The 21,877-nt window shown below is 39.4% G+C and carries 24 protein-coding genes and 2 pseudogenes; 15 read left to right on the top strand and 11 right to left on the bottom strand.

Annotation, left to right across the window (positions count from 1 at the left end):
- Positions 1-39: 39 nt before the first annotated feature.
- Genes puuE through xdhA form a run of 8 tightly spaced genes read right to left on the bottom strand, consistent with a single transcriptional unit; the run spans position 40 to position 9,098 of the window.
- On the bottom strand, positions 40-972 hold the full coding sequence (gene puuE / locus I6F43_RS02590) for an allantoinase PuuE (protein WP_165721736.1): 933 nt from the start codon (positions 970-972) through the stop codon (positions 40-42).
- 1 nt (position 973) lies between these two features.
- Positions 974-2,185 (bottom strand): urate hydroxylase PuuD, encoded by a 1,212-nt coding sequence (locus tag I6F43_RS02585; RefSeq protein ID WP_101216333.1) that lies wholly within the window; start codon positions 2,183-2,185, stop codon positions 974-976.
- Between the two features lie 5 nt (positions 2,186-2,190).
- Positions 2,191-3,555 (bottom strand): guanine deaminase, encoded by a 1,365-nt coding sequence (gene guaD / locus I6F43_RS02580; protein WP_101216334.1) that lies wholly within the window; start codon positions 3,553-3,555, stop codon positions 2,191-2,193.
- Positions 3,556-3,557: 2 nt separating this feature from the next.
- Positions 3,558-3,896, bottom strand: coding sequence for a hydroxyisourate hydrolase (uraH, locus tag I6F43_RS02575; RefSeq protein ID WP_101216335.1), 339 nt, complete (start codon positions 3,894-3,896; stop codon positions 3,558-3,560).
- Complete coding sequence (uraD, locus tag I6F43_RS02570) at positions 3,893-4,393, bottom strand: 2-oxo-4-hydroxy-4-carboxy-5-ureidoimidazoline decarboxylase (protein WP_101216336.1); 501 nt, start codon at positions 4,391-4,393, stop codon at positions 3,893-3,895. Before uraD ends, uraH begins: the two co-directional genes overlap by 4 nt.
- Complete coding sequence (gene xdhC, locus I6F43_RS02565) at positions 4,390-5,280, bottom strand: xanthine dehydrogenase accessory protein XdhC (protein ID WP_101216337.1); 891 nt, start codon at positions 5,278-5,280, stop codon at positions 4,390-4,392. Before xdhC ends, uraD begins: the two co-directional genes overlap by 4 nt.
- A complete protein-coding gene (xdhB, locus tag I6F43_RS02560; protein WP_197100853.1) occupies positions 5,273-7,612 on the bottom strand; it encodes a xanthine dehydrogenase molybdopterin binding subunit in 2,340 nt (779 codons plus the stop codon). The genes xdhC and xdhB overlap by 8 nt, the downstream gene beginning before the upstream one ends.
- Positions 7,599-9,098 (bottom strand): xanthine dehydrogenase small subunit, encoded by a 1,500-nt coding sequence (gene xdhA / locus I6F43_RS02555; protein ID WP_197100851.1) that lies wholly within the window; start codon positions 9,096-9,098, stop codon positions 7,599-7,601. Before xdhA ends, xdhB begins: the two co-directional genes overlap by 14 nt.
- A 223-nt stretch (positions 9,099-9,321) precedes the next feature.
- On the opposite strand from xdhA, the gene I6F43_RS20310 reads away from it, so the two are divergent.
- The 4 genes from I6F43_RS20310 to I6F43_RS02535 all read left to right on the top strand — a co-directional run bounded on the left by I6F43_RS20310 (position 9,322) and on the right by I6F43_RS02535 (position 11,774).
- The gene (locus I6F43_RS20310; protein WP_165721730.1) at positions 9,322-9,462 is read left to right on the top strand and encodes an ATP-binding cassette domain-containing protein; all 141 of its coding nucleotides are present in this window, start codon (positions 9,322-9,324) and stop codon (positions 9,460-9,462) included.
- Between the two features lie 317 nt (positions 9,463-9,779).
- Positions 9,780-10,376, top strand: coding sequence for an RDD family protein (locus tag I6F43_RS02545; RefSeq protein ID WP_197100849.1), 597 nt, complete (start codon positions 9,780-9,782; stop codon positions 10,374-10,376).
- A gap of 265 nt (positions 10,377-10,641) precedes the next feature.
- Entirely contained in the window at positions 10,642-10,881 is a 240-nt protein-coding gene (locus tag I6F43_RS02540) for a hypothetical protein (protein WP_197100847.1), read from the top strand.
- A gap of 257 nt (positions 10,882-11,138) precedes the next feature.
- Positions 11,139-11,774, top strand: a complete 636-nt coding sequence (locus I6F43_RS02535) for a trimeric intracellular cation channel family protein (protein ID WP_004334621.1) — start codon at positions 11,139-11,141, stop codon at positions 11,772-11,774.
- 2 nt (positions 11,775-11,776) lie between these two features.
- Here the strand turns inward: I6F43_RS02535 and I6F43_RS02530 are convergent.
- Both I6F43_RS02530 and I6F43_RS02525 read right to left on the bottom strand, forming a co-directional pair.
- Positions 11,777-12,055, bottom strand: a pseudogene (locus I6F43_RS02530) (GNAT family N-acetyltransferase); the annotation flags it as partial.
- Between the two features lie 432 nt (positions 12,056-12,487).
- Positions 12,488-13,954 carry a DASS family sodium-coupled anion symporter gene (locus I6F43_RS02525; RefSeq protein ID WP_197100845.1) on the bottom strand — a complete coding sequence of 489 codons (1,467 nt, stop codon included), beginning with the start codon at positions 13,952-13,954 and terminating at the stop codon, positions 12,488-12,490.
- A 296-nt stretch (positions 13,955-14,250) separates the two neighbouring features.
- On the opposite strand from I6F43_RS02525, the gene I6F43_RS02520 reads away from it, so the two are divergent.
- The 5 genes from I6F43_RS02520 to I6F43_RS02500 all read left to right on the top strand — a co-directional run bounded on the left by I6F43_RS02520 (position 14,251) and on the right by I6F43_RS02500 (position 17,582).
- Positions 14,251-15,090 (top strand): DUF417 family protein, encoded by an 840-nt coding sequence (locus I6F43_RS02520; protein WP_197100843.1) that lies wholly within the window; start codon positions 14,251-14,253, stop codon positions 15,088-15,090.
- A 15-nt stretch (positions 15,091-15,105) separates the two neighbouring features.
- Entirely contained in the window at positions 15,106-15,357 is a 252-nt protein-coding gene (locus I6F43_RS02515; RefSeq protein ID WP_197100841.1) for a Rho-binding antiterminator, read from the top strand.
- 535 nt (positions 15,358-15,892) lie between these two features.
- The gene (locus tag I6F43_RS02510) at positions 15,893-16,264 is read left to right on the top strand and encodes a hypothetical protein (protein ID WP_007584363.1); all 372 of its coding nucleotides are present in this window, start codon (positions 15,893-15,895) and stop codon (positions 16,262-16,264) included.
- Between the two features lie 114 nt (positions 16,265-16,378).
- Positions 16,379-17,068 carry a hypothetical protein gene (locus I6F43_RS02505; protein WP_165721723.1) on the top strand — a complete coding sequence of 230 codons (690 nt, stop codon included), beginning with the start codon at positions 16,379-16,381 and terminating at the stop codon, positions 17,066-17,068.
- A 100-nt stretch (positions 17,069-17,168) separates the two neighbouring features.
- The gene (locus I6F43_RS02500; protein ID WP_165721722.1) at positions 17,169-17,582 is read left to right on the top strand and encodes a hypothetical protein; all 414 of its coding nucleotides are present in this window, start codon (positions 17,169-17,171) and stop codon (positions 17,580-17,582) included.
- Positions 17,583-17,597: 15 nt separating this feature from the next.
- Here I6F43_RS02500 and I6F43_RS20305 read toward each other — a convergent pair.
- Positions 17,598-17,839 (bottom strand): annotated as a pseudogene (locus I6F43_RS20305) (IS110 family transposase); the annotation flags it as partial.
- Between the two features lie 269 nt (positions 17,840-18,108).
- On the opposite strand from I6F43_RS20305, the gene I6F43_RS02495 reads away from it, so the two are divergent.
- The 6 genes from I6F43_RS02495 to I6F43_RS02470 all read left to right on the top strand — a co-directional run bounded on the left by I6F43_RS02495 (position 18,109) and on the right by I6F43_RS02470 (position 21,545).
- The gene (locus tag I6F43_RS02495) at positions 18,109-18,501 is read left to right on the top strand and encodes a hypothetical protein (protein ID WP_331460590.1); all 393 of its coding nucleotides are present in this window, start codon (positions 18,109-18,111) and stop codon (positions 18,499-18,501) included.
- Positions 18,502-18,606: 105 nt separating this feature from the next.
- Complete coding sequence (locus tag I6F43_RS02490; protein ID WP_024596157.1) at positions 18,607-19,119, top strand: hypothetical protein; 513 nt, start codon at positions 18,607-18,609, stop codon at positions 19,117-19,119.
- Positions 19,120-19,282: 163 nt separating this feature from the next.
- A complete protein-coding gene (locus I6F43_RS02485; RefSeq protein ID WP_033038240.1) occupies positions 19,283-19,648 on the top strand; it encodes a hypothetical protein in 366 nt (121 codons plus the stop codon).
- A gap of 265 nt (positions 19,649-19,913) precedes the next feature.
- Positions 19,914-20,312, top strand: a complete 399-nt coding sequence (locus tag I6F43_RS02480) for a hypothetical protein (protein WP_165721721.1) — start codon at positions 19,914-19,916, stop codon at positions 20,310-20,312.
- Positions 20,313-20,390: 78 nt separating this feature from the next.
- Positions 20,391-20,813 (top strand): hypothetical protein, encoded by a 423-nt coding sequence (locus tag I6F43_RS02475; RefSeq protein ID WP_024593235.1) that lies wholly within the window; start codon positions 20,391-20,393, stop codon positions 20,811-20,813.
- 327 nt (positions 20,814-21,140) lie between these two features.
- Positions 21,141-21,545 carry a GNAT family N-acetyltransferase gene (locus I6F43_RS02470; RefSeq protein ID WP_024599991.1) on the top strand — a complete coding sequence of 135 codons (405 nt, stop codon included), beginning with the start codon at positions 21,141-21,143 and terminating at the stop codon, positions 21,543-21,545.
- The last annotated feature ends 332 nt before the right edge of the window (positions 21,546-21,877 follow it).

Raw genomic sequence — 21,877 nt, 5'->3', positions numbered from 1 at the left:
CAGCTTTGCTGGGCTTTTTTATGTTTTAAAAAATATAAACTATGCTTTTTTATACGGGTGGGTTTTAAGCCAGTGCTCGGCTATTTGTTCACGCGTGGCAAACCAAACCTGCTCATGCGATCGGGCATATTCTAAAAACCGTGCTAATGCTTTTATTCTTCCTGGTCTGCCAATTAAGCGGCAATGCAAACCTATCGACATCATTTTTGGGGTGTTTTCACCTTCTGGGTCACCTTCTTCATAAAGCGTATCAAAGGCATCTTTTAAATAATTATAAAACTGATCCCCTGCATTAAAACCCTGTACGGCAGCAAAGCGCATGTCGTTTACATCGAGCGTGTAGGGCACAATGAGTTGTGGCTTACCTTCTTTAATACTGTAAAAAGGTAGGTCGTCGCTGTAATCGTCGGCGTCATATAAAAATGTGCCATTCTCAACTACAAGGGCTGCGGTATTTGGGCTAGTTCGGCCGGTATACCAGCCTTTGGGCTTTTTACCTGTAAGCTTTTTAATGACGTCAATGGCTTGTTGCATATGTTCGCGCTCGGTTTGTTTATCTATATTTTGATAATTAATCCAGCGCAGGCCATGGCTTGCAATCTCGTGGCCTGCTTCAACAAAGGCTTTAGCTACATCGGGGTGGCGCTCAAGGGCCATCGCCACTGCAAAAATGGTGACCGGTATATCGTATTTTTTAAATAAACGCAGTAACCTCCACACGCCCGCGCGCGAGCCATATTCGTAAATAGACTCCATGCTGATATGGCGGTCTTCTACATGGGGAGCACTGACTATTTCTGATAAAAACGTTTCAGCGGCTGCATCACCATGTAATACACAGTTTTCGCCGCCTTCTTCGTAATTTAATACCACTTGCACGGCAATACGTGCTTTATTGGGCCAATTTGCATGAGGCGCATGTGGGCCATAACCAATTAAGTCTCGTGGGTAGTTTTTAAATTGCTCGCTCATTTTATTGCTCCTTTTTAAGTGCCGTGAGCCAAAACTCGAGCGTTTCGCGCTCTGTGTTAGTCATTTGGGTCATATTAGCCAGTGGCATGTCTTTGGTTATAACCGCGCGGGTATGAATAAGCGTGCTGGATTTTTTTACATCACTAATAGAGTCGAGCTTAAAGCCTAGCGGCGCTGTTTGAAAAAGCTCAGAGGTAGGTGTTTCACTATGGCACTGCGTGCAGTGTTTGCTGATTATATCCCACGCTTGTGCGTCGGTAATACTTGCTTGTAAAGGCGCGTTTTCGTCTGCATTTGTTGTACTGCTGGGCCAAGGTGCTATTGCCAACATAAGGGCAAAAAATGCTGCAATACCACTTATAAGTACTGAAGGTTTATTAACGCCTTGATGTTTTAAGTTAAAATAATGGCGTATCCACATACCAATACCAAACAGCGCAATTAAAATAAGCCAGCCAAAGTTGTGGCTATACGTGTAAGGAAAGTGATTGCTAAGCATAATAAATACCACAGGTAACGTGGCGTAGTTATTATGAATAGAACACAGCTTTGCCTTTAAACCTGGGAGCGATTCGGGTATACGGCCGGCTTCTACTTCACTCACCATGTAGCGTTGCCCTGGCATAATAATGTGATACACATTGCCAACCATACACGTGCCAATGAGTGCGCCTACATGAATATACACAGCGCGGTCGCTAAATAATTGATCAACCCCAAAAGTCCACAGAGCTAATAAACCAATAACTACAGCAATAAACACTTTGCCGTTTTCAACCAGCGGGGTTTTACACAATAAACGATAAATACCATAACCTAAGCCAATAAAACCAAGGGATGCGCCAATAGCTGCAAATTTACTTAGCTCACTTTTACTGTTATCAATTAAGTACACATCGGCGCCAACATAATAAAGTAAGCTAAATAGTAATATACCGGTGATCCAGGTTGTGTACGCTTCCCACTTAAACCAATGCAGGGTATGAGGCATTTGTTCAGGGCCATTTTGATACTTAGCCACTTCATAAAAGCCACCGCCATGCACGGCCCATAAATCGCCTTTTATGCCTTTATCTATTTTCCATTGCGGTGGTGTTTGTAGGTTGTTATCAAGCCATGCAAAATAAAATGAAGCGCCAATCCAGGCTATACCAGCAATAACATGAAAGTAACGCAGTACTAAATGAGCAAGCTCAAATAAATAGTTTTCCATAACGGTTAAGCCTCTTCTAATACCGGTGAGCGGGTGTCTGAAAATTGATTGTTATCATCGCGCTTATACACACTTTTACCCATAATGTAGGTTTGCTCAACGCAGCGGTCGTCGCCTAACATCATCATTGCAAATAGTTTTTCATGTAGGGTTTTGGCATGTTGTATTCTAAATTTTAAAAACGAAGTTGCCGAACAATCCATTACAATAAAATCGGCTTCACAGCCGGCTTCAAAATTACCAATTGTCCCTTCTAAATCGAGCGCTCTAGCACCGCCGAGTGTTGCTAAATACAGCCCTTTAAATGCTGAAAACTTTTGACCTTGTAACTGTTGGATTTTGTAAGCTTCGTTACCTGTTTGTAGCATAGAAAAGCTTGTTCCTGCGCCTACATCGGTACCCATGCCTACGTTTATGCCGTGCTCTTCACAGGCTTTTAAATTTAAAAGTCCTGAGCCTAAAAACAGGTTTGAGGTAGGACAGTGCGATATAGCCGCATTGTTATCTGCAAGACAGCAAAGCTCGCGCTCAGATAAATGAATGCTATGGGCAAATACCGAGCGTTTACGTACCATTTTAGCTTGCTCGTACACGCCTAAGTAATCCTCGGCTTCTGGAAATAACCCTTTAACCCATTCGCACTCGTCTTTGTTTTCAGATAGGTGTGTGTGCAGGTAGGTGTCTGGGTATTCTTCAAGTAACTGAGTGCATTTTTGTAATTGCTCAGGGGTTGATGTGGGGGCAAAACGTGGTGTAACTGCGTAGCTTAGCCTGTCAACATTGTGCCATTTTTTTATTAGGGCTTTGGATTCGTCATAGCTTGTTTGCGCGCAATCAGATAAGTCGTCAGGGCAGTTACGATCCATCATTACTTTACCGGCAATCATCCGTAAATTGCGTTTTTGTGATTCTTTAAAAAACGCATCAACCGATTGCGGGTGCACAGTGCCAAATACAAGGGCAGTGGTTGTGCCATTACGCAGTAGCTCGTCTAAAAAGCGATTAGAGATCTCTTTTGAATAATGCTTACAAGTGAATTTTTTCTCTGTCGGAAACGCATACTCGGTTAACCAACTTAGCAGTTGCTCGCCGTACGCCCCCACCATTTCGGTTTGTGGTAAGTGTATGTGGGTGTCAATCATACCAGGCATAACCAGTTTGCCATCGTGGCGGATAACACGCGCTGATTTATCAATTGTTGGCAGTATGTCTTGCTCGTAACCAAGTTTAACTACTTTGCCGTGCTTGATAACTAATGCGCCTTTTTCAAAAAAACGATGGGCGCTTTCGCCAGCAATGGCAGGGTCGTCAATAAAGTCGAGTATATCGGCACAAACTACTGTTAAGTTATTATTGTTTTGCGTGCTCATTATTAGCTACCTCTGTATGTAGAGTAGCCAAACGGGCTAAGCAACAATGGGATATGATGATGTTTAGTATCTTGTAATCTAAACGTTATTTTCGCCTCTGGGTAAAACGCAGGGGTAGGTTGATTTTGGTAGTAGCTATCTAAATCAAATACTAGCTTATAGGTTGCAAATTCTACTTCTGTATTTAGCCAGTCGGTAATTCGCCCATCGGTATCGGTTGTGCCTTGGGTTAGTTGTACCCATTCGTTATTTGTAAGTTTAAATAGCTTAACAGTAACGTTTGCTGCTGGTTCTCCGGTGCTGGTATCGAGTATATGGGTGGTTATAGGGCTTTTGTTCATAGCAGTGACTCCAATCTTATTTTTGTTATTTTGGCTTGTTCGCCCGCGGCTATATTAAGCTCTGTACTGCGGGTGTTGTGTATGCGCTGCTCTATGAGTTCAAGCATTTGTTCGGCCGTTTTACCGGTGGCGCACACAATAAAAATAAAGCCAAACTTGCTCAGGTACTCTTTATTAAGAACGATCATTTTGGTAAGTACGGCTTCGTTTGCTTTGCTCATACCCGATTGCTCATGCCCCGCTTTTTGTGCGGTAGCAGCGTATTTTTTGCTAAGGGTTGATAAGTCGCCTATTTGCGGGTGGCCTTCAAAGGCAGCTAAATAGTCGCTCTCGCTAAGGCTATCCCATATGCTTTTTGCGCATTCAAACAGCTGTTGAGCACTTTTAAATGGCATTGCTTTTACCATGGCTGCCACCCAGTTAGGGGCCGCGCAGCAATGCTCAAGTGCTTGTTTTGCTTGTGCATCATTTAGCGTATTTATTTGTAAGCTACTCATGCGCCTACTTCCTCCTGCGTGGTGCTAATTAAGGCATTTTTTAGTGTGCGCCACTGCAAGCCTTGGCGTTTTGGCGCTTGGGTTTGCATAGCCTGATAAAGGGCAATTAGCTGTCCACTAATCGAAATAGCCACTTCCATTGGTAATTTGCCCGTAATATTTTTTAGCCCAACAGGGCAGGTCATTTGCTGTATTTGATCGGCTGTAAAATCGCGATGTGCTAGGCGTTGTTTAAAACGTTTTGCTTTAGTGTCAGAGCCAATAACGCCCAGCCAATTGGCATCAGCGCGTTTAATAATGGCTTGGGTGAGTGCAAAGTCGAGCTGGTGGTTATGGGTAAGTATTAAGTAGTTATTAGCTTTAGGCGCACGCTTTACTTGTTCTGTTGGCTCTTCATCAACCACTTTTACTACATTAGTTGGCATAGCCTGTGGGAATACATCTGCGCGGCTATCTATCCAGCGTATGCGAATAGGCAGTTGTGCCAATATACCAATAAGCGCTTGTGCTACGTGGCCTGCGCCGTAAATATCTAAAGTAAAGCGCTCGCATTGCATGCATTCAAGCATAACGGTGGCAGCCCCGCCGCAGCACTGGCCTAAATTTGCACCTAGGTTAAATTGCTCAATTACTTGGGCGGCTTCGCCTTTGGCAAGTAGTTCGCGGGCTTTTTCTATTACTACGTATTCAAGGTGGCCACCGCCAAGAGTGTCGTAAATATGCTCGCCGCTTATTACCATTTTAGAGCCTGTGCCGCGAGGGGTTGAGCCATTTGTGCCAAGTACCGTGGCAATTACATAATTAGTGCCGCTTTGTTCGTGCTCGTTTATAGCCTGCGCCCAATTTTGAGTATGAAAACCCTGAAACGACTCATTTAAATTAGTCATGTTGATGCTCCTTAAACCAGCTAGCGGTTTGCTCAATTGCACTCAATACTCGCTCTGGGGTTGCGGGTGTATCCAGTGGGGCTGTGTATTTGTAATCAGCCACACTGCTTATTGCATTACGAATAGCGCTCCATACACTAAAGGCCAACATAAATGGCGGCTCGCCTACGGCTTTTGATCTAAATACGGTGGTTTCTGGATTTGCTGAATTATAGAGATTGACGTTAAATTCGGCGGGTGTATCGCCAATGGCTGGTATTTTGTAGTTAGCAGGACCAAAGCTTGCAAGCTGGCCTTTATCATTCCATTGTAAGTCTTCGGTGGTAAGCCAGCCCATACCTTGTACAAAGGCGCCTTCAATTTGGCCTATATCAAGTGCTGGGTTAATTGAGCTGCCTACATCGTGCAGTATGTCAACGCGGGTTACCGTGTTTTCGCCAGTTAGCGTATCTACTTCTACTTCGCTGAGTGCTACGCCGTGAGCGTAGTAAAAAAATGGGCGGCCTTCACCTTTGGCTCTGTCGTAATGAATTTTTGGTGTGGCGTAATAACCGGTAGATGAAAGCGATATACGATTCATGTAAGCAAGATTTGCAAGTTCGCTAAAGCTAATTTCCCCTTTACTAAAAGTAATGAGGTTATCTTTAAATACAACAGTGTTGCTGTCTACTTCAAAGTGCTCGGTAATAAAGTTTATTAAGCGCTCTTTTATTGTGTTTACTGCATTTAGCGCCGCCATACCGTTTAAGTCGGTACCGCTTGAGGCCGCTGTTGGTGAAGTGTTTGGCACCTTGTCGGTACGGGTAGCACTAATACTTACCGCGTTAAAATCGACCCCAAAGCCATGGGCCACAATTTGCGCAATTTTGGTGTTTAGTCCTTGGCCCATTTCGGTGCCGCCGTGGTTTAAATGTATAGAACCATCGCTATATACATGTACTAATGCACCGGCTTGGTTTAAGTGTTGTACCGTAAACGAAATACCGTATTTAACCGGCGTCATTGCAAGGCCTTTTTTGATAATAGGTGACGATGCGTTAAATGCTTTAATGGCCTCTTTACGTGCCCAGTAGTCACCCGACTCCTCAAGTTGGCTTATCATATCTTTTAAAATATGTTGCTCTACGGTTTGATGGTACGGCGTGGTATCGCGGCCTTTTTTGTATAAATTAAGTTTTCGGATCTCAAGCGGATCTTTACCTAATGTGGCGGCTATATCGTCCATTATTAGCTCGCCCATAATCATTCCTTGCGGGCCACCAAACCCTCTAAATGCGGTATGGCTTACGGTATTTACTTTACAGCGATTACCTTTAATTGTGGCGGCTGGGTAGTAGTAGGCGTTGTCGGCATGAAACATGGCACGGTCTACAATTGCATCCGATAAATCAGGCGAGTAGCCACAAAATCCGTTTACGGTAATGTCGGCACCTTCTATTAAGCCATTTTCGTCAAAACCAACATGGTATTGATTATAAAAAGGGTGGCGTTTACCGGTTAACTTAAAATCGTCGCTGCGGGCTAGGCGCATTTTTACTGCGCAGCCAAGGTGGTAAACCGCTAGCGCTGCAAGGCATGCCCATGGCGCGCCTTGGGTTTCTTTGCCGCCAAAAGCACCGCCCATACGGCGGGTTTCTACGTTTACAAAGCTAAATGGCTTTTTTAAAATTTTAGCAACTAAATGCTGCACCTCAGTAGGGTGTTGCGTAGAGCACTGAACATGAATGCCCCCGTCGTTATCAGGTTGCGCCAGCGCTATTTGGCCTTCTAAATAAAAGTGTTCTTGCCCGCCTATGTTTATTTCGCCTTTAAGCTGGTGGGCTGCGTTATTAATGGCTTGTTCGCTGTTACCACGGTTAAGTGAATGGGGCGGCCTCACCCAGTGCTCTTTGCTAATGGCTTCTTTAATATCAAGTATGGGCGTAGTTTGCTCGCACTCTATAACCACCAAACGTGCAGCGCGGCGCGCTATTTCATAGGTGTCGGCAACTACTACCAGCACAGGTTGTCCGTGGTATTGAATTTCATGACTAGTGAGTAATACATCACCAGGAAATACCGGGCCAATATCAAGCTTACCGGGTACATCTTCGGCCGATAAAATACGTTTAACGCCTTTAACTGCCAGTGCGAGACTTGTATCAATTGATTTAATAAAGCCGCTTGTAACAGGGGCGAGCACTGGGTAGGCATGCAGGCAGCCGTAAGGCTCAGGGTTATCGTCGGCAAAATTTGCACTGCCACAAACTTGTTTAATAGCGCTTTCGTGATATTTAGATTGCCCAACGCTACCACCTTGGGCTTTTAGTTTATCCATTTCAAAGTGACGCATGTGAGATCCTCGTAATGGCAATGTTGTTATTGTTGCGTGCTTGCGGCTCACAAAACTCAATACCAATGCGTTGTAATAAGTTTTTGCTTACCGTAATGCGATAATGCGCACTGCTTCTTACATCGCTCATGGGCGTAAAGTCATCGTTAATAGCCGTTGCTGCGTCTATAAAACTACTTACTTGTAATGATTGAGATACCAGCTTTTGCTCAATATGCTGCGCGCGCTTAGGAATAGCTGCCATACCGCCCATAGCGCAGCGGGCTTGAGTAATCATGTTTTGTGAATGCTCTATAGCAAGCACCAAACACACGGTAGATATATCGTCTTCAAAGCGTTTTGATATTTTATGACAGGCCAGTTTTAGCGACTCTGGGCGCTTTGGGATGGTGAACTTACTAATTACTTCATCGCTTTTAAGAACTGTTTTTTTGTAATCAATAAAGTAGTCGGCAACTTTAATAGTGCGCGAACCAGCGCTGCTTAATAAATCCATTGATGCATTAAGAGCGATTAAAAGTGGAGCGGGATCGCCAATCGGAGAGGCATTCCCTATGCTGCCACCTAGTGTGCCGCTGTTACGTACTTGGCTTGATCCTAAGCGTTCAAATAGCTCTTTTGACTCTGGGTAATGGTTATAAAATGCCTCAACAAATTGGCTATAAGGTAGCGCTGCACCTATGTGTAACTCACCGTTATTATCTGCCAAGGTGCAAAGATCCTTTACTTGGCTAAGGGAGATAATTACATCCGGTAAGAGCATGTTTTGGCTAAGCTCAATGGCAAAGTCGGTGCCACCAGCAACTAAATGTGCATAAAGATAAAGCGCTTTTAGCTCAACAAGTTGCTGGGCCGTTTGTGGTAAGTAAAATTTGCGAGGACCATTTTTTAAAAATGGAATATCGTCATCATATTGCGTATTAAGTGATGCTTTAAATTGAGCGGCCATTGCTGAGTACGGTTCAGCTTTACGCTCATAGCTATAGGCTTTTTCGGCTGCAAGTAATATTGGGCTATAACCTGTACAACGGCATAAGTTACCGGCAAGTGCATGAATAACCGCTTTTTTACCAGGGTACGTTGGTTCATTAATATAAAGAGCCAACAAACTCATTATTATACCGGGCGTGCAAAAACCACATTGCGAACCATGGCACTCAACGAGTGCACGTTGTACGGGGTGTAAATCGGTTAAGTTTGGGTATAAACCAGTAGTCACAGCCTCTACCGTTACTATATGTTTTGCATGCGCATTACCTAATAACAATAAACAGCTGTTCATTGTTTTGTATTGCCAACTAGCTTGCCCGTTTGCATTTATACGCTCTTCACCCACTAAAATTGTGCACGCGCCACAGTCGCCAGTTGCACAGCCTTCTTTGGTGCCCACTTTCCCTTTTTTGGTGCGAAGCCAGTCCAAAATGGTGAGACTTGGCGAGCATTCTTGTACTTCAATTGGCGTGTTATTTAATAAAAATTGAATCACACAGACCCCCTTAATTTTTATAAAGCCCTGATACATAAAGGCTTGGCGTATGTTTTTTCTTGTTGTTTGCGCACGGGTAACAAAAATACTTTTTAATCTTTAATTAGCTTATTGCAGTTACTATGCCATTGTTGACCGCTTGGTCAGTTAAGGGCGGTTGGGTTAAATTGTCGAGGTATAGGTAATAACGGAGTAGCCTTAAAAATAAGGCACGGTGAAGCGAATGCTTTTACTATTTAAATCTAAAGGGGAAAATAGGGCTGGTAAAAGCACATTAATGAAAATGCTTTATGATGTGGTTAAACCTGACCAAGGGGACATGTTTTTTAATGGCCGTATAATACCAATCAGCAATAGTACTTGATCAATTTAAGGGCTTGAATCTGACGCTAATTGTGTTAAAAATTTCTGATATAGAACAACTAAATAGCGAAATTTTTGCCTTGTTATCGACACGATTTTCTTATCTCAAAATAGCTCACTTAATTAAGCTGATAGGTATAATGAATATAAAAGAGCCTGCTGATGCGCTAGATTTAGCAGGACATACCAGCACGCTTGCAGGTCAAATTGTAAAAACGCCAACACGTTATGGTATGTTATTAAAAACACATAAATAATTGAATAACATAAATTAATTATGTTAAATTACGATAAAAAGAAGATACGGACTTAGCTTTTATGGACTCTAAAATTGATTTTTCTACCTACACTTTAGATGAGCTTTACTCATCAGCGAGAGCTATAGATCGCGAAGCCTACCCAGATCGAGCAAAAGAAATAGACGACTTAATTAAAACGCGAGAAGAACAGAGCCCATCTGAAAATATTGTATCAAAAGTAGCAGGGGAAAAAGCAACGCGCTCAGATAGGCTAGTGGCTGCTATTGTTGATGGCGTTTTAGGTGTTGTTTGTTTTATACCTGTATTCATGCTTGTAGGGTTTGATAATTTAAGCCAACCAACACTTACTTTATCTGCAGGTTTGCTAGGTTATGGCATATTTAGCACGTTAGTGCTTCATGGTTACCTTATGTACCAACGCGGACAAACAATTGGTAAATCTTTAATGTCTATCCGTATTGAAAATTTAGACGGTACACAAGCAAGCTTTACTACAATTTACTTTAAACGCATGCTTTCTATGCAACTATTATCACTTGTCCCTTCGGTAGGTCAGTTTATAGCTGGTTTTGTTAATCCATTATTTATATTTGGAAAAGATAAACGATGTTTACATGATCATTTAGCGGGAACAAAAGTGAGTTATGTAGATTAATCAGGATATTAATTATGGCAGCTTTGCCTAGGCAAAAAAAATTACCCGGATTTAAGTTTGATTAGCAAAAGTTACAAAATGGCGTATTTCACTAAATTGTTAATATAATTAAAAAAACCTTACCGATTTTTTTTGACTAGTAACCAAGGATGATTATGAAAAACAACACACAGCTAATTTTAGCACTAGCGGCTTCTTTAATTTGTTACTCAACATATATTATTCATTGGTTTTCTTACCGCAGCGAAAATCAATGAGGTGATACATGAGAATGTTTATAAAAACAAACGAGTTTGATAAACTGGCAAGGCGTTACGCATGTATTAAATGTGGTACTTGGGTGAGCATAAAAGCCCAAAGCTGTAAGCAGTGCCAGCATAGTTTTACTAACAATGATAAAAGCTCAATGCAAACACTCTATGATCAAAATAAAGAGCAAAACTGGCAACATACAATATTGCCTATTATTTTTGTGATATTGGTAATAGCTTTATTGCTCATTTAATTTTTGCTTAAGATTTAAAAGTGCTCGACTGCAACTCTGTAACAAAATCCCTCTGTACTTTAACGTGTAAAAACTACCCATAATTTAAATAATTACTCTTGTTAAGCCTTCTATAAATATCACATAGCTAATGTTTTTTAATACATATAATAAGTTTATAAATTTCAATTACTTAAATTATAAATTTATTTGTATTCACTCGTTTTTTTGGCACGTAAGTTGAAACAACTCCTTATAAATTTTAAAAAGGAATTACCATGACTGCTGAATACTTTATGGTACTAGGGTTACTCGGTGTCGCATTTTTTGCTGTTGCAGGGGCATTGCTTGGGTATGAAAAAAACATTAGTGGCTTTGGCGTAGTAGTGGTGGCAACCGTTACAGCATTAGGGGGCGGTACCCTCAGAGATATACTTTTAAACAAACCGGTATTTTGGATTGCTACCCCCGAGTATTTATATTCAACCTATGGGGCCGTTATAGCAACAATTGCATTTATTCGATACTTACCGCGCGTTAATAATTACTACTTTTTGTTGGTAGACGCTGTTGGTATGGCGTTATTTAATATTATGGGGATAGAAAAAGCACTCATTAATGGCTCTGGCATGGTGGTCGCAATTACCATGGGTATCACTACAGGTATATTTGGTGGTTTAATACGTGACGTAATTTGCCGTGAGGTACCAACTGTTATGCGCAGCGAACCATACGCCTCTGCGTGTTTAGCGGGTGGTGCAGTTTATGCTGCTTTATTTAGCCTTAATGTAGATTACATTTGGTGTATTTTAGGCTCATTTTTCACGACTATTTTTTTAAGATTAGGCTCTTTGCATTGGGGTTGGCATTTAACTATTTTCAGAAAAAAAGACTTCAGAGATCAAAGCGACTAATTTTAGCTACGAGTAGCTCGCGTTTGCATGTGGTACTCGTAATTATCCTCACCCGCTATAGTAAAACCCAGCCGCTTATAAAGTTCTAATGCTGGGTTGTTTTTAAGTACTGTGAGTTTAATCGGTTTTGACTGCGCACTTGTAATAACTTGTTCAATAACAGCTTTCCCATACCCTTTATTTTGATGCAGTGGATGTATTTGTAATTGCATTATTTCAACGTATTGAGCGTGCGTTTGGTATTTTAAAGTACCAATTGGTACCTCATTTATAACTATAAGATGAGAGCAGTCATATTGATTATCAAGCCTTAAAACATGCTGTTACGCAGTTATACCAATCCGCAATAATACTTAATCATTTTGCGGGGCTAAACGTGTCGCTACCTGCGTTAAAAAATGCTCATTTAGAACAACTAAATAGCGAATTTTTTGCCTAGCTATCAACACGTTTTTCCAGCCTCAAAATAGATTACTTAATTAAGCGAATTGGTATTAAAAATAACCCGGCATTTTCTAAGTGTTCAACCATAGTCAGTTTTCTGAGGCTTAATAAGTAGTCTCGGTCTGAATATATGCCTTTATGAATTTAAAAACAATGATACTCCCTTATAACAGCGCTAATGTTTATATTTTTAGAGCTGAAGTACTTGAGTTTGTACTAAACTCAAGTACGCAGCAATAAATGTGCAAACCAAACTAACAAAGGCAATACTACCAATACCCAAGTGCTTTCCACCAAAGCCCGCCAATAATTCCCCATACACTTAAATTAATAACGCTCATTATAAGGCCCATTACCCACCAGTCTTTTAGTGATACATAGCCTGAGCCAAACACTATGGGAGATGTGCCTGTTGCGTAATGCGTTAACGACATCATGAGTGATGAAGCGCCAGCTAACAGTAAACCTAAAAATAAAGGCGGTGCGCCAAGCGCCAAACCTGCGGCGTAAAATGCGGCAAACATAGCAGTAATATGTGCTGTGGTACTGGCAAAAAAGTAATGAGCATAAAAATACACAGCTACCAATATAATGGCCGATACAATCCAGTCAAAGCCCAGTTGCGCAATGTTGCTCTCAACAAGTGTTGAAAACCACGTTACCAAACCTAGTTTATTTAAAAAAGTGGCCATCATTACTAATGCTGAAAACCAAACAACGGTATCCCACGCAGACTTTTCTTTAAGTACATCGTCCCAGCTTAATACACCAGTCACTAATAAAACCGACAAACCTAAAAAAGCCACTGCTGTGGTATTAACCGCGTAGTCAGCCCCTAAAATCATTGCAGGTACGCCGGCCCATAAAACAAGCAGCATAGCAAAAACACCCACCATTATTTTTTCGCCGTAACTCATTGGGCCCATTTCAGTTAATTTAGATTCTGCGTAGGTTTTAGCGTCGGGCGTACTTTTAACTTCAGGTGGGTAAATGGCATAAACAACCAAAGGCACGAGGGCAATACATAGCAAACCAGGAACAAGCGCTGCGAGCGCCCACGTACCCCATGTAATACTAATATTTGCACCGGTAGCATCAGCAATAAGCTTTACAATTAGCGGGTTTGGCGCAGTTGCCGTAATAAACATAGCTGATGTAATAGGGTTTATATGGTAGCTAACTAAAGCAAGGTAGTGCCCAATTTTACGAGAGGTGCCTTCCTCAGGGGACGAGCCAAAACTTGTTGCTATCGACTTCATTATTGGGTGAATAATAGCGCCGCCTCGCGCGGTATTACTTGGAGTTACAGGCGCTATAACAAGTTCAGAAAGTGCGAGTGCGTAACCAATACCAACTGTTTTTTTACCAAAAAGAGAAATAAAATTATAGCCAATACGATTTCCCAAACCAGTTTTAGCTAAACCCCGAGAAATAATAATAGCAATACCAATCAACCAAATTAATGAATTAGAAAAGCCACTTAATGCATCTTTAATAGCGCCAGATGGGCTGTCATTAGTTACGCCAGTTAACGCAACAGAGGTAATAGCTAAAATAGCAATGGCGCCGATTGGCATTGCTTTACCAATAATGGCAACTACAGTACCAATAAATAAAGCTAATAAATGCCATGCGTTTTCGGTAACACCTTGCGGAGGCGGTACAGCAAACCAAAGTAGTAAAACAATGGCTATAGAAATCAGTCCAGAGGTAACTCGAATATCAGTACCCTTCATTAAAAAATGTCCCTAAGTTTTAGAAATGCATGCATTCTGTGTATTGAAAAGGCAACGTTATTCTACTTCATTTTATAATAAAAAAAATGACACACATCATATGAATAACTATGAATATTAGACTTATTTAATTTTATTTATAAAGAGGTAACAAACCATAAACTAAAGTGAATGATTAAATTACCCTATGAGAGCTTACGTTGTGCTTAATCAACTCTTATTTTTTAAGAGTTAGCTTGAATTGTTTTATCGGCTCGTAAGGTCTTTGTAAGTCTTAACGAATACTTGGAAATACAATGAACTTAAAACTAACCAACAACGTAATTACTTTTTTATTAGCGAGTAGCTTTTTACTACTTGGCTTATCGTTTGCGCTAGGAGCAAACTCTAACACGTTAACGGCTACGTTTAGTTTTTATGGCGTTGATTCGCTAATGTCTGTATCTGCATTAGGTTTGATTAGTGGCTCATTTATGGTTGCTTTAGCGTTTGCCACCGTGCTCGCTCACCTTAAGCTAATGAAACCTACGGCAGCACTTTTATTTGCAGCAATTATAAGTTTAGTAGCATTACTTACCTTGTTTGCCAGTAACCGTTGGATGGCTCAACTTGGCGGCTTTCCAATCATTGGTAGTGGGCAGGGCATAATTAAATACTTTGCTGTAGTGCCTTTGTATTTGTTTTTATTTTATAAAGACAAGCTTACCGACAAACAACACGTACTTTTAAACTTTATACCGGTTGCTATGGTTTTATTGTGGATCGGCGGCATGAAGTTTTATGAGTTTGAAGCAAAAGGCATTGTAAGTTTAGTAGAAACCTCACCGTTTATGTCGTGGTTATACACGGTATTTAGCGTACAAGGCGCGTCTAACGTGATTGGCGGGTTTGATGTATTATTTGCTGTGTTATTGGGCTTAGGGCTATTTTTAAATAATAAAAAGCTAATTATTGTAAGTGGCTTAGCGTGTTTAAGCGTATTTATGATGACCCAAACATTCTTAATTACCGCCACCGGTGCATTTAGTTCTTCCACTTTATTGGAGCGCTTAGGGCAGTTTGTAATTAAAGATCTTTGGTATATAGCCAACCTTGTTGTTATTGCTTTTTTAATGATTTTTAAACCGACTAAATAATATAAAGAGGACGTTATGATCAGTTGCAACCAATACGACTACATCGAAATTGCCTGTATGCACCATTTAAGCATTGAGCTTATATTAAAAAATGGTGATGGTGTATGTGGCGTAGCAACTGACACAAAACGCAATGCTAATAGAGACGAATGCATAGTTGTTAACGTAAATAGCGAGCTGCAACTCATTGTGCTTACTACAATCAGCGTACTTAAAGCGCGTGAGAAAAATCCATACTTTGACCACGTGAAATTTGATGTAAAGTAAACACCTCACTCATTCGTTTTATTACAAACACCCCAGCGAGTCTGTATCAATCAATATGTTTATGGCTCGCTTATCTAACCAATGCTTTAGCTAATTACGCGCTAAATACATAAAGCCAAAATTTTCCTATTACTTTTTCCTCTGTTTTATAATCGAGTTTTTCCACCAGATAAGGCTAAACGCCAACTATTAAAGCGTATAACAATGCTAAACCAGTATAAGTAAGCCTCAATAAGCCTTAACTAGCGCTTAGTATCCGTACGTTTGTTAATTATGGTCGTAAAAGGTAGCTACATAAATAAAGCTAACTTACAGAGCCAGCTGTTTAAATAAACAGCTGTTTTAATTTTGTCCGATAACATCATTAAAAATCGTTTTGGTGAAAAATAACAAAGACCTTTTTATAACATGCCTAATCACTTGTTTACATTAAAGTTATTTAGTGGAATTATTAAACAATGTAATATACGCCATTTTGGGGTGTTATAACCCCCAAATGTTGTCAATAAGCTGTTAGCGGTACTCAGAGGTTTTGGTGAAATCTAAAGTTATAGAGTTTGATAATTCAACAAACACGATTGAGGTGATAAACCTCAATTTTGATGTTGAACTTCTAGAGATCACAATATCTATCGATGGTGATAAAATCGATATTATTTTTGAAGATCCAGCAGGTTTTCGGGTTTTAGATGAAGGTGACTTGCTAGAGTTTTGGCCTGATTGTTCTTTACAAGCAGGTTGGCTTCATGAAATAAATTCTGATGGTTGGTTCGACTTAGAAAAGAATAGAAATGGTTTTCTATTAGCAGATAATGCAAAGGTAACTGAGTATTTGGTGGTTGGCGTAAATTACTGTGTAAGCATTCTTGCATGGGAAAAACCGAAAGTTCAGCAAAGTACGCGCTAACAAGTTAATAAAAAAGGATAAAATACGGCTGTCTATCTTGCTCCGCTCGTATTTTAGCTAACCAAATTTTGCCTGTCATTGAGGCGTTAGTGTTCATCTGAGATCGAGAATCGAATGGAATACATAATTGGATTAATATCATTTCTACTTGGAATAGCTTCAGGATATTTTATTGCCTATGGTAAAGAGAAAGGCAAGAATCGAGCGTTAAAAGAAGATATTGAAAGCTTAGAAGACCAGAAGCAGCAAGTTCAGATTAAATATACTAGAGAGCTCGAGGATCTTAAAAAGGATAACGCCCTTAATATTGAGTTAAGAAAACACAAGTACGAAGAAAAGAAGATTCAATTTGCTAAATTCTTTACTCTTCTCGATAAATTCCATGCCAAAAGCAATGAGATTTTCATGGAGCGTTTTGGCCCAATCTACTCAAAGTTTATGGAAAATTATTTAATTAATGATGAGTCAACCCAAAATGAAGGCATCGCTGAGTTTAACCAGAGCATGATGGGTTTATTTGGTGAGCTAAACCAAGAGCACTTAAAACTCACCACAGAAACTAATAGCATACGTCTAATTTCTTCAGAAGTTTTAGATGATCATCTGGATCAACTCACAGCTAAAGTAGGCGAAGCTACTAATACCGCGCAAGAAATGTTGGAAATGATGGCAAGCCCTGAGTTTTGGGCAAATCAGACCATTTTGTATCCGCTTCAGATAAAAGCTGAAGAACAAGGTCGAGAGATTATCTTCGTACGCGACAACATTCGTAAGCAAATGAAAGACGAGTTAGATCAAATATAAAACACTAACAAACTGCGCAAAACAACCAACTCCGTTTCGGCGGCTTAGCCGGGCGTTAGGTTTATTATCAAAGTGTGTACATTAAAAAGGATGAATGGATATGGGCGAATGGTCTGATTATTTCGAAGATCTCCCTGAAGAAGCACTTCAACCACCGATCGCAGCAGAAAGAGCAAAAGAAAAATTTGACTCTGATATCAAAGATATGAATGCAGATGCATTTGCTTTAATAGCGAAAACAAGGAAAAAGGCTATTGATGCGCTTCAAATGCAAAAGAAACAATTTTTTGAGTCGGTTGATTACTGCCCTCAATGTGGTGAAAAAGAGTTAAATGTCTATAAATTAGAGAACAAAACTTATCTATGTGAGTGCCAAAATTGTGGTATCTGTGGTTCAGGAGATAATTTTCCGCAGCATTGCATAAAACAGCGTCAGCAATCGGGGATAATATCGATTGGAGAGTCGGTTCATTATTTTCAATCAGCACAAAATAAAACTAACAACACGCCCTGAGGTGGACAGCAAGCGCTAAAGCTCACTTTCCACCGCAAATTTTAACAGCGGTGATCCCTTACTTTTTAATGCAGTTAAGTAAGTTGATTCATCGTAGGGCTATGTGCTTTCCAGCACCTAAATAGTATTCGTATCCCCTTAAATGCCAATGATCTGATGATGGTATTATAGGGCTTTCCTTTGGCTCCTTGCTGCCAACTATCTTGGTCAATTAACGGTGCTTTAGCCCAAAATAAATAACGCACAGATAATCCTGCTCATTCTAGAAAGAGTAAAAAGGTACCCACACTAAATTTTTCAGTAATACCTTCCAAAACGCCAATTAAAACAACACCAAACACTTCATTATATGCTGCGTAAAAGCACAGTAATCGATTGAACCAAAATAGGAACTCAGCTATGGTTTGTTTATCAAAAAAATAAAAAACGAGTTAATCTACAGGCTCGTTAAGATTAAAGAAACTAATTAATTGAATCTGGCTGTTAGAGCTATTCTACAGCCTCGTTGTATTGCTAAAGGATTATCGTGAAATACTCTAGGATTGTACTCTTTTCAGTAGGCTTGTATTTATTGCTAGTTGCTTTATCAACAATAGCAACAAAGATTGTTGGCTTTGATGAAATGACTCAAAGTACCTCATTAACTTTTACTTATTACGTCCTCGGATTTGTAACCTCTTTAATCGTTTATTGTTACCTAGGCTATAAGCAAACAGTGAGCCCCTATAAACAAGCCTTTTTAGTTGCGGCGGTTTATTGGTTTATTGATCTAAGTGTCGGTGCCTTACTATACATTTTATTAGAAATATCAATGGATCCTCTGATATATTTAATTCCAGCTTTTCTGCATGTTATTGCTGTTTTATTAGGGACATTACTTGGTATTCAATTACGTCGTAAAAGAGTTGAGGGTAAATAAATCGTAAAGCAGAACAAAAAAAGCTGGTTTTTGCTCTTTCATCCTAACCTTAGATAACAACCTTACGGCCTATTTATTCGGCATAAGTAAAAAAGGAATTTAAATTTGCTATTCGATTGGTTTAGCTCTGAAAAGCCAAATGTTTATTTGGGATCGTTAGCTGTAGCTAATAACAGCCATTTTTCTAAGGTAGAGTCGTTTTTTTATATAACGGGCGATTCACTACAAGATCATATGCACAAGAAGCTTGAAGATATTTTTTGTCTTCACAGTATTTCGTCTATTAAAGAGCCTAAAAAGTCAGATATTGGTTTAGATGTTGTTATAGTTACTTTGCATGGTGGTGATGCATTCACTATAGATTTTGATACAGCTATTATTCCGCTATTTTGGCGACCAAAAGTTAAGTTAGTATCGCGCTTGTATAACATTAAACACAACAAAACGATTAAAACGTTCAGCGTTTCTAAATCTGTTACGTGGCGCGAATTCATAGCTAAAAAATTTAGCTTAAGAGGCTTTTTTCGTTGGGGTCCTTTGTATCATAACGAAGACATGGAAATACTGTTGTATAAAGCATGCTACGAGTTATTAAATAAAATGCGAAAGGCTATTTAACCAGTAGCCAATAAGAATAATTAAAATAAGATAAAAATACATTTTGCTCTTGGTGAACATTATTACAAACAAAATAGGAACTCAGCTATGGTTTGTTTATCAATAAAAACAAATAAAAAACGAGTTAATCTAAAGGCTCGTTATGTTTTCAGGGAGTCCGTAGTTGAATTCAAGTAACTGGGATAATGCTGTAATAAAAAGTATTGGCTATGTTGGTATAGGAATCCCTGTATGGTTTTTATTCAATGGGCTGGCACCTTCATCACTTGGTGATATTTCTGGACTTGCCGTTACTTTTTTACTTTATATTGGCGTTTACCTACTAATTTCTATCGTTGGTTGGTTAGTGGTTGGCTTTCCTGTTCACTGGTTTTCAAAAAAGTACACTAACGGCTCTTATGCTTTTTATATCGCAATACCACTAATAGTTGTGGTTGATGGCTTGTTTAATAACACCCCTCAAATATTAGGTTTGGCGGCATTATTCCAAGCCTTTTTGTTTAGGTATTATCTGTACAAAAAAACATAACAAAATAATTTGACATCATCCATCCTAAATTTTGCTACGCACTAAGAAGAGTAAGCCCTTTCAACCTAAATTAAAGCTGTTCAACCACCCGTAATACCTTACAAGATGCCAATTAAAACAACATCAAACCCTTTTATATTCTGCGTAAAAATACAGTAATCGATTGAACCAAAATAGGAACTCAGCTATGGTTTATTTATCAATAAAAACAAATAAAAAACGAGTTAATCTACAGGCTCGTTATGTAACAACGTGAGGAGAGATGATGAACAAGGAAACTATAGGGAAATACGTCGCAGTTTTGGGATTATTGCTTTTCTGGGCACCTCTTTGGGGAATTGTTGATTCGTATTTAATTATGTCCTCTTCATTTCAAGAGATAACGCTGTTTGGAAGTAATGAACCTAAAATATCACAAGAAGAAATGTCATCAACAGCTTTGTCTACAGTAACAGGGTTCATCTTATTTTTAGTTGCACTTTGCTTTTTAACATTTTCCGTTGTGGGCTTAAACTATCGAACTAAGTGGCTTTTTTGGGCACTAATAATATATTCAACATTGTTACTCTTCATGTTCCCTGTTGGTACAGTGTTAGGAGTAACTGTGCTGGCAGCGCTAGTTTTAAACAAGAAAAAATTTGGACTTGACGCTGACGCTATATAACAAAACCATTAACCGGATTAGTACAAGAGCGCCACAAATCGGTTATGGCAGGCGTTAGCTTTCTAAGAGGGTTTCGAGTTGAGAACAATATTTAGCTTTATTTTAGCCTCTTTAGTTGTTGCATTTTTAGCGCCAATGGCAATTGAAATGAAATTTACTATTATTCCTTTTGGTATATTTATTTGGACGTTAATAGTTGTTCTAATTTTAGTTCCAGTAACAGCATTTCCAATTTATAAATTTATCACTAAAAGTTGTGATTATTCGCTAAATACAGTGCTCAAATCTTCAGTTATATCTACTTGCTTAGTTTCTTTCTTTTTTGTTTTCCCTTCAGGTTTAGATAGCTCAATTATTAATGGTAAGGTATTGGTCGAAAATGGTTCAATTACGTTAATAGGTTATGGATATAGCTTTTTACAATTGTTTTTATTTTCTATAGTAGGCCTTGTTGCTGGTATTGTATTTTACGTTTCAAAAATAGAGTTAAACAAAAGCTAAAGAATTAGGATGAAATTCATTCTAACTTTTACATAAATAATAAATTAAAGCAGCGGGTTAAGTGAGTTTTATAAAAATGAATCACGCAAAAAGCTGAGCTACAATGAAAGAAAGAGTAAAAAGCCAACCACACTAAACTTTCCCGTAATACCTTCCAAAACACCAATTAAAACAACAGCTAACAATTTTTTATATTCCACGTGAAATACAGTAAAAGATTGAACCAAAATAGGAACTCAGCTATGGTTTGTTTATCAATAAAAACAAATAAAAAAACGAGTTAATCTACAGGCTCGTTATAAGCCAATGGAGGCTCTGCAAAATCATATGGAAATTCGCAATATTTCCTGGGAGCAAACAATCCCGCTTCGACAAAGTGTTCTTTGGCCAAACAAGCCTCCGGAATATTGCCATGTTGATGGCGATCATGACGCAATGCATTTTGGTGCCTTTGTTAATGACGAGCTTGTTTGTGTTGCCTCCGTATACATAAAATCAGATAAAGCTCGCCTACGTAAGTTTGCTACTAAAACTGATTATCAAGGGCAAGGCATTGGCTCTCAAATGCTAAAGTTTATTCTTCACTCTCTTAATAATACGGTTGTAAATTTTTTTTGGTGTGATGCTAGAGAATCAGCTTTAAGTTTCTATCAGCGCTTCGGTATGCAGCCATACGGGGAACGTTTTTATAAGGCTGATGTTTCTTACTTTAAAATGGAAGTTGCTTTATAGTAAGTTTAAAGCGGCATATAACAACACGCGCTGAGGTGGGCAGCAAGCGCTAAAAGTTAGGATGACACCCATTCTGACTTTTACGTCAATTATCAATGATAGCAGTGAGTTAGGTTACATCCATGAAAGTGCATCACGCAAAAGTCTGAGCTGTATTGACAAGATGAAAGTAGTAATTGGTAGCCCGATAGACGACAACAATTTTTATTAAAAAATGGTAAATAACTCGGCTTCATTGAGCCTAACTTCCTTTAAAATAAAAGTGGGATATTACCAACGTTATGATGATCCTCAACTGCTAGGTTTTTTCTGCTGCATCACTTATTTTAACA

Origin of the sequence: Pseudoalteromonas sp. NZS71_1 (genome assembly GCF_015864305.1) — a bacterium.
Lineage (GTDB): Bacteria > Pseudomonadota > Gammaproteobacteria > Enterobacterales > Alteromonadaceae > Pseudoalteromonas > Pseudoalteromonas arctica.
This window is presented reverse-complemented; position numbering and strand designations above follow the sequence as displayed.